We start from the raw sequence: 16,023 nt of genomic DNA on the forward strand, positions 1-16,023 counted from the left end.
ATTCATATCAATTTATAAATCTCCTCCTGTGGCAGCGAAATCCGGCATCATTGCCGAGATCTCCTTGATTGATTGGGGAAATTCTCCGCTTATGGCCTCGAGTCATGCGGTGCGACGAATGTGAACTTTGTATACGCCGGCTCGCTGCCGGATCTGAGGTTGACGCCCGCTTTGGTTGCGACATCGCTGGAAGCGAGCGGCTGATTATCCTAGGCGGGGTATCATGAGAGGGCGGGTCACTCCCTAGCCCCTTTTCATGCCACTGTTGGGCATGGCCAAGGGCGACACGAATAGAAGCTGGGTATCGGCGAGTGCACCTGGATCAAGAAGCAAAGAGCCCGCCAATTGGCGGGCCCGTTTGTCTTTCAATGTGCGCCGTCACTGCCGGTAGGCGGCTTCCTTGAGGGCGCGGATGCGGTCATCCAGTGGGGGGTGGCTGGCAAACATCCGCTCCATCAGCGAGCGGGTCTGGCCCTTGGTGATGGCCATGGCGCGCAGGGTGTCCGGCATCTGGTCGGGCATCTCGGTCTCCGCCTTGAGGCGGGCCAGGGCGTTGATCATGGCGCCGGAGCCGGCAAGCCTGGCGCCGGCGGCGTCGGCGCGGTATTCACGGAAGCGCGAGAACCAGGCGACGATGGCCGAGGCGACGATGCCGAAGACGATCTCGGCGACGATCACCACCGCGAAGTAGCCCATGAAGCCGAGTCCCCCCTCGCCGTCGCTGCGGCTCTTGAGGAACTGATCCACCAGGTGGGCGACCGCCCGGGCGAAGAACATCACGAAGGTGTTTACCACCCCCTGCACCAGCGCCAGGGTCACCATGTCGCCGTTGGCCACGTGGCCGATCTCGTGGGCCAGCACCGCGCGCACCTCCTCCGGGCGCATGCGGTTGAGCAGGCCGGCGGAGACCGCCACCAGGGCGTCGTTGCGGTTCCAGCCGGTGGCGAAGGCGTTGGACTGCTGGGCGGGGAAGATGCCCACCTCCGGCGTCTTGATGCCGGCCTCCCGGGAGAGCTCCTCCACGGTGTCGAGCAGCCACTTCTCGGTGGCGTTGCTGGGCGTCTCGATGATCACGGTGCCGGTGCTGCGCTTGGCCATCCACTTGGAGATGAACAGCGAGATCATCGAGCCGGCCATGCCGACGATAAAGCAGAAGATCAACAGGCTGTTGAAGTTGATGCCCTGGCCGCGCAGGTAGCCCTCCACGCCCAGCAGGCGCAGGGTAATGCTGGCAACCAGGATCACCGCCAGGTTGGTGCCCAGGAAGAGCAGGATTCTCATCATGTTGCGTTGTCTCCGGTGGTTAGGGGAATAGCGGGAGCTCGGGAGAATATGGCCGCACCGGGGGCGCGGCATTCAGAAGTCGTTGCTTAGATACGGTCGGCGCGCCGGGGTTTCAAGCGGCGGACATTTCCCTGCGCCGCCGGCTACTGGCGGTAGCGGGACAGGAAGCGGGCGAAGCGGTCCAGGGCGTCGCCGAGCTGGTCGGCCCAGGGCAGGGTGACGATGCGCACGTGGTCCGGGTCCGGCCAGTTGAAGGCGGTGCCCTGGACCAGCAGGATCTTCTCCTGGAGCAGCAGGTCGAGCACCATCTGCTGGTCGTCCTGGATATTGAACACCTTGGGGTCGAGCTTCGGGAAGGCGTAGAGGGCCCCCTTCGGCTTGACGCAGCTCACCCCGGGGATGGCGTTGAGCTTCTCGAAGGTGATGTCGCGCTGGGCCAGCAGGCGCCCACCCGGCAGGATCAGGTCGTTGATCGACTGGTAGCCGCCCAGCGCCGTCTGGATGGCGTGCTGGGCCGGCACGTTGGCACACAGGCGCATGGAGGCGAGCATGGTCAGCCCCTGGATGAAGTCCGCGGCGCGCTGCTTGGCGATGCTGCCGGAGAGGATCATCCAGCCGGAGCGGAAGCCGGCGCAGCGATAGCTCTTGGAGAGGCCGTTCATGGTCACCACCAGCTGGTCCTCTTCGGCCAGGGCGCCGGTGGAGACGTGCTCGACGTCGTCGTAGAGGATCTTGTCGTAGATCTCGTCGGAGAAGACCACCAGGTCGTGCTGGCGGGCGATCTCCAGGAGCTCGCGCACCACCTCCGGCGGATAGACGGCGCCGGTGGGGTTGTTGGGGTTGATGATCACGATGGCCCGGGTGTGGCTGGTCACCTTGGCGCGGATGTCGTCGAGATCCGGCGCCCAGTCGGCCTGCTCGTCGCACAGGTAGTGCACGGCGCGCCCGCCGGAGAGGTTGGCGGCGGCGGTCCACAGCGGATAGTCCGGCGCCGGGATCAGCACCTCGTCGCCGTCGTTGAGCAGCGCCTGCATGGCCATCACGATCAGCTCGGAGACGCCGTTGCCGATATAGATATCCTCGATGCCCACGCCCGGGATCTCCTTGCGCTGGCACTCCTGCATGATCGCCTTGCGCGCCGAGTAGAGCCCCTTGGAGTCGCAGTAGCCCTGGGCGGTGGGCAGGTTGCGCATCACGTCCTGGAGGATCTCCTCCGGCGCCTCGAAGCCGAAGGGGGCGGGGTTGCCGATATTGAGCTTGAGGATGCGCTGGCCCTCTTCCTCCAGACGCTTGGCGTGGTCGAGCACCGGTCCGCGGATGTCGTAGCAGACGTTGTGCAGCTTGTGGGATTTGCGGATCGGGGTGGTGTCCATAGCGTTCGGTGTCCAGTATCCAGGGCGGCGGGCGAAAGGGGATTATGCGTCGGGGGCGGCGTCGCCGTCATCCTCGCCGCCGTCCGGCTCGGCGGCGGGTGCGGCGGGAATGTCCGCGGGCGTCTCCAGGGTCAGGCGGCCGAGCTTGCCGTCGCGCAGCTCATGGAGCAGCACCTCGGCGCCGCGGTGCAGGTCCACCTCGCCGCCCGGGCGCAGGCCGCCTCGCCTGCCGGCGATCTCGGCCAGGATGGCGTGGCCGTCGAAGCCGGCCACGGCCAGCAGGTCCACCCGTGCCGGGCCGTCGGCCTCGACCCGCTCCGCCTCGGGGTGGGGTGCATAGGGGGGCAGGGCCTTGAGCTTGTAGCGGGCCTTGAGCGCCTCTGGATAGCGACGGGCCAGCTCGGCGGCGGCCACCACCGCCACGTCCACGTAGTCGATGGCGGTGTCGCGGATGGCGCCGCTGGCGGCCAGGCGGTAGGCGCTGGCCTGGTCCTCGATCTTGGGCCAGAGCACGCCCGGGGTGTCGGTCAGCGCGACCCGTCCGCCGATGCGCACCTTCTGCTGGCGCTTGGTCACCGCCGGCTCGTTGCCGGTCCTGGCGATCGCCTTGCCGGCCAGGCCGTTGATCAGGGTCGACTTGCCGACGTTGGGGATGCCCATCACCATCACCCGCACGTCGCGGTCGGCGCGCACCTGGCCCGCCAGCTCATGGCAGAGCGCCGGGATGCGCTTGAGCTCCCGGGCGTTGGTGGTGGTGATGGCGAGCGCGCGGGTGTCGGGCTGGGCGTCGAAGAAGGCCACCCACTCCCGAGTCCGTTCCGGGTCGGCGAGATCGGCTCGCGACAGGATCTTGAGCACCGGCTTGTGGCGGGTCAGCTCGGCGAGCATGGGGTTGGCGCTGGAGTAGGGGAGGCGGGCGTCGAGAACCTCGATCACCACGTCGATCTCCGGCAGCGCCTCGGTGATCTGGCGTCGCGCCTTGTGCATGTGTCCCGGGTACCAGCCGAGCATCGAGTCTCTCCTGCCAACCAATGAAAAAAAGGCCGCCCATCATAGCAGATGGGCGGCCGCGGCTGGATGCGACGGAAGACGATTCCTCGCCGGGCGGTTATTCCCCGCCGTGGAAGTCGATGGCCACCGAGTTGATGCAGTAGCGCAGACCGGTGGTCTCCGGCGGGCCGTCGGGAAAGACATGGCCCAGGTGGGCGTCGCAGTGGGCGCAGACCACCTCGGTACGCAGCATGCCGTGGGAGCTGTCCGGCCGCTCCTCGACGCTATGCTTGCCCAGGGGCCTGTCGAAGCTCGGCCAGCCGCAGCCGGCGTCGAACTTGTGCTCGTTCTCGAACAGCGGGGCCTGGCAGCACACGCAGTGGTAGATGCCGTGCTCGTCGCTGACCCGGTAGTCGCCGCTGAAGGGCGGCTCGGTGCCCTGCTCCCGGGTCACCCGGTACTGCTCCTCAGTCAGCTGCTCACGCCACTCGGCTTCGCTCTTGGCGATCTTGTTGCGCATGCCGTCTCTCCTCGTCGACCGGCTTCAGACATTGAAGCGGAAGTGGATCACGTCACCATCCTGGACGATGTACTCCTTGCCCTCCAGGCGCCACTTGCCGGCGTCCTTGGCGCCCTGTTCGCCGCCCAGGGTGACAAAGTCATCATAGGCGATGACCTCGGCGCGGATGAAGCCCTTCTGGAAGTCGGTGTGGATGACGCCGGCGGCCTCGGGGGCGGTGGCACCCACCTTCACGGTCCAGGCGCGCACCTCCTTCACCCCGGCGGTGAAGTAGGTCTGCAGGCCGAGCAGGGCGTAGCCGGCGCGGATCACGCGGTCGAGCCCCGGCTCCTCCATGCCCATCTCGTCGAGGAACATGGCGCGTTCCTCGTCGTCGAGCTCGGCGATCTCCGCCTCGAGCTGGTTGCACACCGGCACCACCACGGCCCCCTCGGCCTCGGCGATCTCGCGCACCACATCCAGGTAGGGGTTGGCCTCGAAGCCATCCTCGTTGACGTTGGCGATGTACATGGTGGGCTTGAGGGTCAAAAAGCCGAAGCCCTTGAGCTGCTTCTGCTCGTCGTCATCGAGGCCGAAGCTGCGCAGCGGCAGGCCCTCGGCCAGATGGGGCTGGATGCGCTCGAGGATCGCCTTGGTGGCAATGGCCTCCTTGTCGCCGCCCTTGGCCACCCGCACCAGGCGCTGGATGGCGCGCTCCACGGTGTCGAGGTCGGCCAGCGCCAGCTCCATGTTGATGATCTCGATATCGGCCCGGGGATCCACCTGGTTGGCCACGTGGATGACGTTGTCGTTGTCGAAGCAGCGCACCACGTGGGCGATGGCCTGGGTCTCGCGGATATTGGCCAGGAACTTGTTGCCGAGCCCCTCGCCCTTGGAGGCGCCTTCCACCAGGCCGGCGATATCCACGAACTCCATGGTGGTGGGCAGTACCTTCTGGGGCTTGACGATCTCCGCCAGCTTGTCGAGGCGCGGGTCGGGCATCGGCACGATGCCGACGTTGGGCTCGATGGTGCAGAAGGGGAAGTTCTCGGCGTCGATGCCGGACTTGGTGAGGGCGTTGAAGAGGGTCGACTTGCCGACGTTGGGCAGGCCGACGATACCGCAGTTGAAACCCATGGGATCGTCCTGGAAAGCGTGTTCGCGATTGGAAAGTGGCGTCTATTCTACGCGGGCGAAGCGCGTTTGGAACATCAAGCGCTCTTGAAACTGTGCAGCCGGTTCATGGCCTTGACCCAGTCGCCGGCGAGCGCCAGGGGCAGGGTGGCCAGGCACTCGTCGATGGCGGCCTCGATGGCGGCATGTTCGGCCTTGCCGGGGCGCCCCAGCACGAAGTGGGTCACCTGCTTCGCATCGCCCGGGTGGCCGATGCCGATGCGCAGGCGGTGGAAGCCGCGCTCGTTGCCCAGGGCGCTGACGATGTCGCGCAGCCCGTTATGGCCGCCGTGGCCGCCGCCGGTCTTGTAGCGGGCGGTGCCGGGGGCGATATCCAGCTCGTCATGGGCGACCAGCAGCTCGTCCGGGGCGATCTTGTAGAACTGGCAGAGCGCCGCCACGGCGCCGCCGCTGCGGTTCATGAAGGTGGTCGGGTTGAGCAGGTGAAGGTCGTGTCCTTCGAACTGAACCCTGGCGTGGAGCCCCAGGAACTTGCGGTCCGGGCGCAGCTCGGCGCCGGCGCGGCGGGCCACGGCCTCCACCAGCCAGGCGCCGGCGTTGTGGCGGGTGGCCTCGTAGTCGGCGCCCGGGTTGCCCAGTCCGATGATGGCTCTGACCTGACTCATGGCGGTTGTCTCCAAAAAATCATCCGGAATGATTTTTGACGTCGCGTTAGCGGCGGTCCGCAGGATGGCCGCCAGGGACGGGCGGCCACAAAAAAAATCAAGCGCCGGGGCGCTTGATCATAACCGAAGGGGGCCGCGGCTGGCACGGCCCCCCGAGCGTGGCGCGGGAGATTACTCGCCCTGCTCGCCTTCCTCGCCTTCGGCCGCTTCGTCGGCATCGCCACCGCGGACCTTGGCCTTGGTGATGCTCAGGATCGCCTGGTTGTGGTCTTCGCCGTGGGTCAGCTCGACCAGGCTCACGCCGGCCGGCAGGGTCAGATCGGTCAGGTGCAGGGTGGTGCCCAGCTCGACGTCGGTGATGTCCACTTCCAGGAAGTCGGGCAGGTCCTTGGGCAGGCAGCTGATCTGGACTTCGTTGGCCAGCACGTGCAGCTCGCCGCCGTTGTCCTTGATCGCCTTGGACTTCTCCTCGCCCACCACGTGCAGCGGCACGTTGATGGTGATCTCATGGGTGGCGTCAACGCGCAGGAAGTCGGCGTGGGTGACCAGCGGCTTGAAGGGGTGGCGCTGGAGGTCACGCACCACAACCTGCTCGCTCTGGCCGTCGATGACCAGGTTGATCACGGAGGAGAAGAAGGACTCCTGCTCGATCGCCTTGTAGAAGGCGGACTTCTCGACGGAGATCGGCTGGGGGGCCTTTTCGCCACCGTAGATGATGGCCGGCACCTGGAGGTTCGCACGACGCAGGCGGCGGCTCGCACCTTTCCCCAGGTCGTTACGAACGCTGGCGTTAAGGGTAAAATCAGACATGGAATTGCCTCTTCAGTGAAGTAGGAAAGCGCCGTGGCCCGCGACCTGACCAACGGCACTTCCGATAGCCTGCCGGGACGGAGGGTCCCGCAGGGTGCTGTCCGGCGCCGGTTCCCGAGGCAGTCCTCAGTGGAACATGGCGCTGACGGATTCTTCGTTGCTCACCCGACGGATCGCCTCGGCGATCAGGCCGGCCACGCTCAGCTGGCGGATGCGGCCACAGCGGCGGGCGTTGTCGGAGAGCGGAATGGTATCGGTGACCACCACCTCGTCGAGCACCGAGCCGACGATGTTGTCCACCGCCGGGCCCGAGAGAATCGGGTGGGTGGCGTAGGCGACAACGCGCTCGGCACCGTGCTCCTTGAGCGCTTCGCCGGCCTTGCAGAGGGTGCCGGCGGTGTCGATCATGTCGTCTACCACCACGCAGTTGCGGCCTTCGATCTCGCCGATGATGTGCATCACCTGGGCCTGGTTGGCCTGGGGACGACGCTTGTCGATGATGGCGAGGTCGGCGTTGAGCTGCTTGGCGATGGCCCGGGCGCGCACCACGCCGCCCACGTCGGGGGAGACCACCACCAGGTTCTCGTAGTTCTGACGCTCGATGTCGTCGAGCAGGATCGGCGAGCCGTAGACGTTGTCCACCGGCACGTCGAAGAAGCCCTGAATCTGGTCGGCATGGAGGTCCATGGTCATGACGCGGTCGACGCCGGCCTTGACCAGCATGTCGGCGACGATCTTGGCGGAGATCGGCACCCGGGCCGAGCGCACGCGACGATCCTGACGGGCATAGCCGAAGTAGGGCACCACGGCGGTGATGCGGTGGGCCGAGGCGCGACGCAGGGCGTCGACCATCAGCACCAGCTCCATCAGGTTGTCGTTGGTCGGCGCACAGGTGGACTGAAGGATGAAGACATCCTTGCCGCGCACGTTCTCGTTGATCTCGACCGCGATTTCGCCGTCGCTGAACTGGCCGACCGTGGCGTTGCCAAGGCGAGTATCCAGACTCTCGGCGATCTTACGGGCGAGTTCGGGATTGGCGTTCCCGGCGAAAACCATCAATTTTGACACGCGCAGCCACCTATGCAGTGTTGGGTCATCAGGAGTTGAATCCCAGAACTTCGTGGAGGGGAGAGCGGTTCAGGCCGCGGGCCTTGAAGGCTGGCCAGCGTCCGTCGATCTCGGCCAGCAGCCGGTCCGCATCGACCTCCCGCGGCAGGCGGGAAAAGACACAGGCGCCGGTGCCGGTCAGCAGGCTGGGTGCCCGCTCCGACAGCCAGTCGATCGCTTCTGCCACCGGCGGGTAGAGACGACGCACCGTGGCCTCGCAGTCGTTGCGCCAGCTAGACGCTCCCCCCTGCAGGGCGCGCGCCATGGTAATCGGGGGTGTGTGGCGTGTCAATTCGGCTGCCCCGAACACCGCGGGGGTGGAGACCGCCACGCCCGGATGCACCACCACGAACCAGGGGGTGTCCAGTTCCACCGGGGTGAGGCGTTCGCCGACCCCCTCCCCCCAAGCGGCGTGGCCGCGCACGAAGACCGGCACGTCGGCGCCCAGGGCGAGCCCCAGCTCGGCCAGCCGCTCCAGGGGGAGTCCCAGCGCCCAGAGCCGGTTGAGCCCGACCAGGGCGGTGGCGGCATCCGAGCTGCCGCCCCCCAGGCCGCCGCCCATGGGCAGGCGCTTCTCAAGGTGGATATCGGCGCCCAGGCGGCGGCCGCTCTCCTGCTGCAGCGCCCGTGCGGCGCGCAGCACCAGGTTCTCCTCGGCGGCGACGCCGGGCAGCTCGGGGGTCAGGCGCAGCTCGCCGTCGCTGCGGGAGGAGAGGCGCAGGGTGTCGCCGTGGTCGAGGAACTGGAAGAGCGTCTGCAGCTCGTGGTAGCCGTCGGGCCGGCGACCGATGATATGCAGCATGCGGTTGAGCTTGGCCGGGGCGGGCAGGACAAGGGGCTCTTTCATCGGCTCACTCATCGACGACGGGGCGCCAGTCGGTGACCACCAGGGTCACCCGCAGGTCGCCGTAGGTCATCACCAGGCGCCGCGGCAGCCAGAGCGACTCGGCCTGGGTCCAGTCGCGGTAGTCGATGGTCCAGCCGTCCTGCATCAGGTGCAGGGGAAAGCCCAGCTCATCCTCCTCGAGGCGGTAGTCGCTGTTGGCGCCGGGCAGGCCGCGAACCCAGTCCTGCAGGGCCCCCACCGGCAGGGACCAGCCCAGCTGCTCCTCCATCAAGGCTTCCGGGGTCTCGGCCTCGAAGCGCCCTTCGCTGGTGGTCAGGGAGAAGCGCCCCTCGCGACCCTCCAGGGTGCTGCGGCCGCTGCCGAAGGGGCCGCTGAGCAGCATCCGATAGTAGTGGGAGTGCTGGCTCCAGTCGAGATTGGCGCTGGTCGCGTCCTGGGAGGTGCGCAACCCGACCCGGGCGGCCAGGATCCAGGTGTCGAGGGCCTCGGTGCGCTCGGCCTGGGCCTGCCACTGGCCGGCGGCGCGTTCGCCATCCGGTGCGGGAGTGCGGCCGGCGCAGCCGGCCAGCAGCAGCAGGGCGAACAGGGGAATCAGCAGCGTCGTCAGGGAGCGTGGTGTCATGGGGTCTCTCGTGGCGGTGGTCGGGGGAATCGCGGCGTCAGGGCCGCAGTTCGGGCAGGCGCCGGAGCAGGTCGTCGATCAGCGGACGCTCATCGAAGCGTTCCAGCGCCTCGGCCAGGCGCTCGCGAGCCTCGGTGCGGCGCTCCAGGGCCCAGAGCACCTCGATCAGGTGGGCGGCGATCTCCTGGTCGGGCATGGCCGCATAGGCGCGCTCCAGCCAGGGCAGGGCACGCTCCGGGTCCCCCAGGCGGAAGTAGACCCAGCCCAGGCTGTCATGAATGGCGGGGTTGCCGGGGTCGAGCTCGTGGGCGCGCTCGATCATCTCGCGCGCCTCGTCCAGGCGTTCGGTCACGTTCATGTCGGCCAGGGTGTAGCCCAGGGCATTGAGGGCCATGGCGCTGTCGGGGTTGCGCTCGATGATGCGCCCCAGGTCCCGCTCCATGCCGTCGAGGTCGCCGGCCGCCCAGGCGCGCATGGCGCGCAGGTAGAGCAGCTGCTCATCGTTGGGGGTGCGGCTGAGCTCACGGTCCAGCAGGGCGTCCGCCTCTTCGCCGAGCCCCTCCCGCTCCAGCAGCTCCACCTCCAGGGTGATCAGGTCGGCGAAGTGGGCATCGTGACGCAGCCGCTCGATGCGCAGGAAGGCCCGAGCGTCGAGCAGGCGGTCGTCGGCGATCAGCATCTCGGCGGCGCGCAGCCGGGCGGCGAGGAACTCGCCACCCGGGGCGACCTGGCGATAGTAGAGCAGGGCGTTGTCCACCTCGCCCTCCGCCTCGGCGGCGGTGCCGAGCAGGTAGAAGGCCATGGGGGGCGTGTCGGGGGCATCCACCAGGGGCAGCAGCAGGCGCCGGGCGGCCTCGGCGGCGTCCTCTTCCAGATAGAGCTGGGCCAGGGCCAGGCGCAGCGAGGCGTTGCCGACATGCTCCTCGAGCAGGGCATCGGTGCGGGCCTCGGCGGCGGCGACATTGCCCAGGCGCAGCTCGCTCTGGGCCAGCAGCAGAATAAAGCGGGGGTCATCCGGGGAGAGGGCCAGCCCGCGGCGGGCCGCGTCCCGAGCGCCGCGGTGGTCGCCACGCTCCTGGGCCAGGCGGGCCCGGGTCAGCCACAGCGCCGGCAGCGCCGGGGCGCTCTCGCCGAGCCGGGCGAGGCGCCGTTCGGCGGCGACGATATCGCCGGCGGAGACCTCCAGCAGGGCGGTGGCGAGCTCCGCGTCCTGGCGGGCGGGCCCTTGGGGGGCGCGGGGCAGCCAGTCGCGCAGCAGGGGGAGCAGCGGGCGCGGGTCGGCGTTCTCGGCCAGCGCCGCCTCGACGAAGGCGGTGAGGTCGCTCTCGCCGCCGCGCTCGACCAGCGCCAGGCGCTGACGCAGCGCCTCCGGCCAGTCGCCGCGCTGGACGGCCAGGCCGGCCAGCAGGCGGGAGGGGGCTTCGGCACCCGGGGCCAGCGCCTGCCAGCGGTCGGCGGCTCGGGCCAGCAGTTCGCGGTCGCTGCTGAAGCTGGCCGCCAGGGCGGCGCGCTCGGCCAGCGCCGGGGTGGCGTAGCGCTCGCTGGCCTCCAGGTAGCCCAGGGCGGCCCGGCGGTAGTCGCCCCGCTGCCCGGCGAGCTCCGCGGTCAGGAGCCCCGCCAGCCCCTGGGCGTCCAGGCCGCGCTCGATGGGGGGCGCTCCGATCAGGGGGTCGTCCAGGGGCAGTTCATGTTCCCCGGCCGAAGGCAGCGCCTGGCAGCCGCCGAGCGTGACGGCCAGCGCCAGGGGCGCCAGGCGGGCGGAAAGCGAGCGAAGTGACGAGGAGCGGACGGCAGGCATGAGCATCTCGTTGGCAGGGCCGAACCGCCAGCATAACGGCTCGGCCGGCGCGGGCAAAGGTCGCCTCGGCAGGGGCGCCCAAGGCGGTGACCCTGTGATAGAATCGCTGCGCATTATTCATGATGCCGCCAAGGCCGGCCACCACCAGCAAAGACGCCCTACGCATGACGCTGCTTGCCCTAGGAATCAATCATCGAACCGCCACCGTCGAGGTGCGCGAACAGGTGGCCTTCACGCCAGCCCAGCTGGAGACGGCGCTCGGTGAGCTGCGTGGTTTGCCGCAGGTCAAGGAAGCGGCGGTTCTCTCCACCTGCAATCGCACCGAGCTCTACTGCGTCACCGAGACGGAGGGGGAGCGTGCGATCCTCGACTGGCTGGGCCGCTTCCACGGCCTCCCGGTGGAGGATCTGTCCCGGTGTGCCTACCACTACCTGGACAACGAGGCCGCCCGCCACCTGATGCGGGTAGCGGTGGGGCTCGACTCCATGGTGCTGGGAGAGCCGCAGATCCTCGGCCAGCTCAAGGACGCCTACCAGGCCAGCCGGCTGGCGCGGGGGCTGGGCAAGGAGCTCGAGTGCCTCTTTCAGCACACCTTCTCGGTGGCCAAGCAGGTGCGTACCGAGACCGGCATCGGCAAGAACCCCGTCTCCGTGGCCTACGCGGCGGTCAGCATGGCCAGCCGGATCTTCGACGACTTCGGTCGTGCCCGGGCCCTGCTGATCGGCGCCGGCGAGACCATCGAGCTGGTGGCCCGCCACCTCCACGAGGCCGGCGTGCGCCAGCTCACCGTGGCCAACCGGACCCGGGAGCGCGCCGAGCTGCTGGCCGGCAGCCTGGGCGGACGCGCCATTGCCCTGGACGCCATTCCCGAGGCGCTGGCGGAGGCCGATATCGTCATCTCCTCCACCGCCGCGCCGCTGCCGATCATCGGCAAGGGCATGGTGGAGCGGGCGCTGAAGAAGCGGCGCCACCGCCCCATCTTCATGGTGGACATCGCCGTGCCCCGGGATATCGAGCCCGAGGTGGGCAAGCTCTCCGATATCTTTCTCTACTCCGTCGATGACCTTCAGGAGGTGATCGAGGAGAATCGCCGCCACCGCCAGGTGGCCGCCGACCAGGCCGAGTCGCTGATCGAGCACGGCGTGGGCGCCTGGCTGCACGAGCGGCGCATCCGCGGCGGCGGCGAGCTGATCCACGACTTCCGTTCCCTGGGCGAGGCCCAGCGCGACCTCTCCCTGGAGCAGGCGCTGATGCGCCTCGGCCGCGGCGAGGACCCCGAGGCGGTGGTGCGCCGCCTGGCTCACCAGCTCACCAACCGGCTGCTGCACCGCCCCACCGTGGCGCTGCGCGAGGCCGCCTCCGCCGAGCGCCACGATCTGCTCGAAGCCGCCGGCGCGCTGCTCCTCGCCGACTCCCCCGACAAGACCCGATAGGACGACCCATGAAAGCATCCCTGCGCCAGCGCCTCGACGCCTTCGGCGAGCGCTTCGAGGAGCTCGCCGCCCTGTTGGCAGAGCCCGACGTGATCGGCGACCAGCGCCGCTTCCGAGACTACTCCCGCGAGTATGCCGAGCTGGAGCCGCTGGTGGAGGCCTGGCGGGTCTATCGCGGGGTCGAGGACGATATCGAGGCCGCCGAGCAGCTCGCCTCCGATAGCGACCCCGAGATGCGCGAGCTGGCCGAGCTGGAGCTGGCCGAGGGGCGCGAGCGCCTGGAGACCCTGGAAGGGGGGCTCAAGCAGCTGCTGGTGCCCAAGGACCCCGACGACGGCCGCAGCGTCTTCCTCGAGGTGCGTGCCGGCACCGGAGGCGACGAGGCGGCGCTGTTCGCCGGCGACCTGTTCCGCATGTATTCCCGCTACGCCGAGCAGCACGGCTGGCGGGTGGAAGTGGTCAGCGCCAGCCACGGCGAGCAGGGCGGCTACAAGGAGATCATCTCGCGCATCAAGGGCGAGGGGGTCTACGCTCGGCTCAAGTTCGAGTCCGGCGCCCATCGCGTGCAGCGGGTGCCGGCCACCGAGTCCCAGGGGCGCATCCATACTTCCGCCTGCACCGTGGCGGTGATGCCCGAGGCGGACGAGGTGGGCGACATCGAGATCAACCCCGCCGACCTGCGGGTGGATACCTTCCGCTCCAGCGGCGCCGGCGGCCAGCACGTCAACACCACCGACTCCGCCATCCGCATCACCCACCTGCCCAGCGGCGTGGTGGTGGAGTGCCAGGAGGAGCGCAGCCAGCACAAGAACCGCGCCAAGGCGATGTCGCTGCTCGCCGCCCGGCTCAAGCAGAGCGCCGAGTCATCGCGGCGCCAGGCCCAGGCCGACGAGCGCAAGAGCCTGGTGGGCTCCGGCGACCGCAGCGAGCGCATCCGCACCTACAACTTCCCTCAGGGGCGGGTCACCGACCACCGCATCAACCTGACCCTCTACAAGCTGTCCGAGGTGATCGGCGGCGAGCAGCTCGACGAGGTGATCGAGCCGCTGATCCACGAGTACCAGGCGGAGCAGCTCGCCGCCCTGCAGCAGGAGGCCTGAGGTGCCGGGTGCAAGCCAGCGTCTCGATGCCCTGCTGGTGGCGGCGGCGGCGCGCCTGGCCGAGGCCGGCTCGCCCACGCCGCGCCTCGACGCCGAGGTGCTGCTCTGCCACCTGCTCGAGGTCGACCGCACCTGGCTCTACACCTGGGGGGATCGCGAGGCGGACCCCGCCATGGCGGAACGCTTCGCCGCCCTGGTGGCGCGCCGCGAGGCCGGCGAGCCGGTGGCCTACCTCACCGGCGAGCGGGAGTTCTGGGGCCTGCGCCTGGCCACCGAGCCGAGCACCCTGATCCCCCGCCCCGATACCGAGACCCTGGTGGAAGCCGCCCTGGAGCGGGCGAACGCAGCCAGCGGGCGCCTGCTGGATCTCGGCACCGGCACCGGCGCCATCGCGCTCGCCTTCGCCAGCGAGCGGCCGGCGTGGCGGGTGCTGGGGGTGGATATCCGCCCCGAGGCGGTGGCGCTGGCTCGCCGCAATGCCGCGCGGCTCGCCATCGTCAACGCCGAGTTCCGCCAGAGCGACTGGCTCTCCGCGCTGGCCCCCGCGGAGGGCGAGGCCGCCGAACGCTTCGACCTGATCGTCTCCAACCCGCCCTATCTCGCCGATGACGACCCCCACCTGGCCCGGGGCGACCTGCGCTTCGAGCCGGTGAGCGCTCTGGTGGCCGGCGAGGCCGGCCTGGCCGATCTGCGCCACCTGGTGGCGGTCGCCCGCGGCTACCTCGCACCGGGCGGCTGGCTGCTGCTGGAGCACGGCGCCGAGCAGGGGAGGGCGGTGCGCGACGCCCTGCAGGCGGCCGATTACCGGGAGGTGGCGACCCGGCGCGACCTGGCCGGCCACGAGCGGGTCTCCCTCGGCCGCCTGGCCTGACGTTGGACGTTGAGAGGACGGCTGGCGGTGCCACGGGATGTTATGGTAGATGTTGACCAGAAAATAATACCGAAAGCCGCCCTGAATGCGTGACTGAACACCAGACAGCGGCCGTTGCCGCGGTTGTTTCCAGTTCAATCACCTGTTTGGACGGCTCAGTCTGCCACTCCCGACCGGCCTGCCACCTCCCCATGAAAGCCAAGACTCGCACTCTCGACCGTATCGACCTCAAGATCCTGCGCTGCCTGCAGGAGAACGCCCGCATCTCCTACGTCGACCTCGCCTCCCAGGTGGGGCTCTCCACCACCCCCTGCCTGGAGCGGGTCAAGCGCCTGGAGCGCGCCGGGGTCATCCGCGGCTACAAGGCGGTACTCGACCCCCGGGCGCTCAAGGCCAACCTGCTGGTCTTCGTCGAGATCAGCCTGGAGACCCAGTCGCCGGCGGTGTTCGACGAATTCCGTCGCGCCGTGGCCAAGCTGCCCCAGATCCAGGAGTGCCACCTGGTCTCCGGCCAATTCGACTACATCCTCAAGTGCCGCATCCCCGAGATGTCCGCCTACCGCCAGCTGCTCGGCGACGTGGTGCTGACCCTGCCCGGGGTCAAGGAGTCCAAGAGCTATGTGGTGATGGAGGAGGTGAAGGAGGAGTTCTCCCTCCACGTGCCCGATATCGAGGAGTTCGAAGGCAAGTGACCGCGACCATGAACGACGCCGACCTGCTGCGCTACAGCCGCCAGATCATGCTGGCCCAGATCGACATCGAGGGGCAGGAGCGGCTGCTCGCCGGCCGCGCCCTGGTGGTGGGTGCTGGTGGGCTCGGCTCCCCGGTGGCCCTCTACCTGGCCGCCGCCGGGGTCGGCCGGCTGACCCTGGCCGATGCCGATGCGGTGGAGCTCTCCAACCTGCAGCGCCAGATCGCCCACGGCGAAGCGGACCTGGGCCGCAACAAGGCAGAGTCCGCCCGGGCGTCGGCCCAGGCGTTGAACCCCGGCTGCCGCATCGAGACATTGACCGCCCACCTGGAGGGGGAGCGCATGGCCGCGGCGGTGGCCGACGCCGACGTGGTGCTCGACTGCACCGATCGCTTCTCCAGCCGCTACGCCATCAACGCCGCCTGCCGGGCGGCGGGCGTGCCGCTGGTCTCCGGGGCGGCGATCCGCTTCTCCGGGCAGCTGGCGGTGTTCGATCCCCGGGACCCCGAGTGCCCCTGCTACGCCTGCCTCTATCCGCCGGATGGCAGCGGCGACGAGGCGCTCTCCTGCGCCGAGAGCGGCGTGGTGGCTCCCCTGGTGGGGCTGATCGGCAGCTTTCAGGCCCTGGAGGCGATCAAGCTGCTCAGCGGCGCGGGCACCCCCCATCGGGGGCTCTCCACCTTCGACGGCCTCACCGGCCAGTGGCGCCACTTCCGGGTGCCCCGGGATCCGGCCTGTGCGACCTGCGGCGGGTGATGGTAATTTCTTGACGCTCCGGGCGGCCGCCCGGGGCCGGGGT

General features: G+C 69.1%; 16 protein-coding genes. 5 read left to right on the plus strand and 11 right to left on the minus strand.

All coding sequences use genetic code 11. The features are described from left to right. Positions 1 to 378: 378 nt before the first annotated feature. From htpX to ACRYRV_RS13375, 11 genes are all read right to left on the minus strand, one after another. Entirely contained in the window at positions 379 to 1,284 is a 906-nt protein-coding gene (gene htpX, locus ACRYRV_RS13325) for a protease HtpX (RefSeq protein WP_309635552.1), read from the minus strand. Positions 1,285 to 1,427: 143 nt separating this feature from the next. Further along, positions 1,428 to 2,657 carry a pyridoxal phosphate-dependent aminotransferase gene (locus tag ACRYRV_RS13330; protein ID WP_253443945.1) on the minus strand — a complete coding sequence of 410 codons (1,230 nt, stop codon included), beginning with the start codon at positions 2,655 to 2,657 and terminating at the stop codon, positions 1,428 to 1,430. Between the two features lie 42 nt (positions 2,658 to 2,699). Then, positions 2,700 to 3,668, minus strand: a complete 969-nt coding sequence (gene ylqF, locus ACRYRV_RS13335; protein WP_309635554.1) for a ribosome biogenesis GTPase YlqF — start codon at positions 3,666 to 3,668, stop codon at positions 2,700 to 2,702. Between the two features lie 97 nt (positions 3,669 to 3,765). Further along, positions 3,766 to 4,167, minus strand: a complete 402-nt coding sequence (gene msrB, locus ACRYRV_RS13340) for a peptide-methionine (R)-S-oxide reductase MsrB (protein ID WP_253443940.1) — start codon at positions 4,165 to 4,167, stop codon at positions 3,766 to 3,768. A 24-nt stretch (positions 4,168 to 4,191) separates the two neighbouring features. Continuing rightward, entirely contained in the window at positions 4,192 to 5,283 is a 1,092-nt protein-coding gene (ychF, locus tag ACRYRV_RS13345; RefSeq protein WP_253443937.1) for a redox-regulated ATPase YchF, read from the minus strand. Between the two features lie 74 nt (positions 5,284 to 5,357). Continuing rightward, the gene (gene pth, locus ACRYRV_RS13350) at positions 5,358 to 5,945 is read right to left on the minus strand and encodes an aminoacyl-tRNA hydrolase (protein ID WP_253443934.1); all 588 of its coding nucleotides are present in this window, start codon (positions 5,943 to 5,945) and stop codon (positions 5,358 to 5,360) included. A gap of 171 nt (positions 5,946 to 6,116) precedes the next feature. Further along, the gene (locus ACRYRV_RS13355) at positions 6,117 to 6,755 is read right to left on the minus strand and encodes a 50S ribosomal protein L25/general stress protein Ctc (protein WP_253443931.1); all 639 of its coding nucleotides are present in this window, start codon (positions 6,753 to 6,755) and stop codon (positions 6,117 to 6,119) included. Positions 6,756 to 6,881: 126 nt separating this feature from the next. Further along, the gene (locus tag ACRYRV_RS13360) at positions 6,882 to 7,823 is read right to left on the minus strand and encodes a ribose-phosphate pyrophosphokinase (protein ID WP_253443929.1); all 942 of its coding nucleotides are present in this window, start codon (positions 7,821 to 7,823) and stop codon (positions 6,882 to 6,884) included. Between the two features lie 28 nt (positions 7,824 to 7,851). Then, positions 7,852 to 8,709, minus strand: a complete 858-nt coding sequence (gene ispE, locus ACRYRV_RS13365; protein ID WP_309635555.1) for a 4-(cytidine 5'-diphospho)-2-C-methyl-D-erythritol kinase — start codon at positions 8,707 to 8,709, stop codon at positions 7,852 to 7,854. A 4-nt stretch (positions 8,710 to 8,713) separates the two neighbouring features. Further along, positions 8,714 to 9,331 carry a lipoprotein insertase outer membrane protein LolB gene (lolB, locus tag ACRYRV_RS13370; protein ID WP_309635556.1) on the minus strand — a complete coding sequence of 206 codons (618 nt, stop codon included), beginning with the start codon at positions 9,329 to 9,331 and terminating at the stop codon, positions 8,714 to 8,716. 37 nt (positions 9,332 to 9,368) lie between these two features. Next, the gene (locus tag ACRYRV_RS13375; RefSeq protein ID WP_253443920.1) at positions 9,369 to 11,129 is read right to left on the minus strand and encodes a tetratricopeptide repeat protein; all 1,761 of its coding nucleotides are present in this window, start codon (positions 11,127 to 11,129) and stop codon (positions 9,369 to 9,371) included. A gap of 164 nt (positions 11,130 to 11,293) precedes the next feature. Here ACRYRV_RS13375 and hemA point away from each other — a divergent pair, with 164 nt between their 5' ends. From hemA to ACRYRV_RS13400, 5 genes are all read left to right on the plus strand, one after another. Continuing rightward, positions 11,294 to 12,562, plus strand: coding sequence for a glutamyl-tRNA reductase (gene hemA / locus ACRYRV_RS13380; protein ID WP_253443917.1), 1,269 nt, complete (start codon positions 11,294 to 11,296; stop codon positions 12,560 to 12,562). 8 nt (positions 12,563 to 12,570) lie between these two features. Further along, the gene (gene prfA, locus ACRYRV_RS13385; RefSeq protein WP_444984784.1) at positions 12,571 to 13,662 is read left to right on the plus strand and encodes a peptide chain release factor 1; all 1,092 of its coding nucleotides are present in this window, start codon (positions 12,571 to 12,573) and stop codon (positions 13,660 to 13,662) included. Between the two features lies 1 nt (position 13,663). Then, on the plus strand, positions 13,664 to 14,533 hold the full coding sequence (gene prmC, locus ACRYRV_RS13390; RefSeq protein WP_444984783.1) for a peptide chain release factor N(5)-glutamine methyltransferase: 870 nt from the start codon (positions 13,664 to 13,666) through the stop codon (positions 14,531 to 14,533). A gap of 191 nt (positions 14,534 to 14,724) precedes the next feature. Continuing rightward, on the plus strand, positions 14,725 to 15,225 hold the full coding sequence (locus ACRYRV_RS13395) for an Lrp/AsnC ligand binding domain-containing protein (protein WP_253443912.1): 501 nt from the start codon (positions 14,725 to 14,727) through the stop codon (positions 15,223 to 15,225). Positions 15,226 to 15,233: 8 nt separating this feature from the next. Next, positions 15,234 to 15,980, plus strand: a complete 747-nt coding sequence (locus tag ACRYRV_RS13400; RefSeq protein ID WP_444986277.1) for a HesA/MoeB/ThiF family protein — start codon at positions 15,234 to 15,236, stop codon at positions 15,978 to 15,980. Positions 15,981 to 16,023: the final 43 nt, after the last annotated feature.

This window comes from Halomonas mongoliensis (assembly GCF_052496345.1).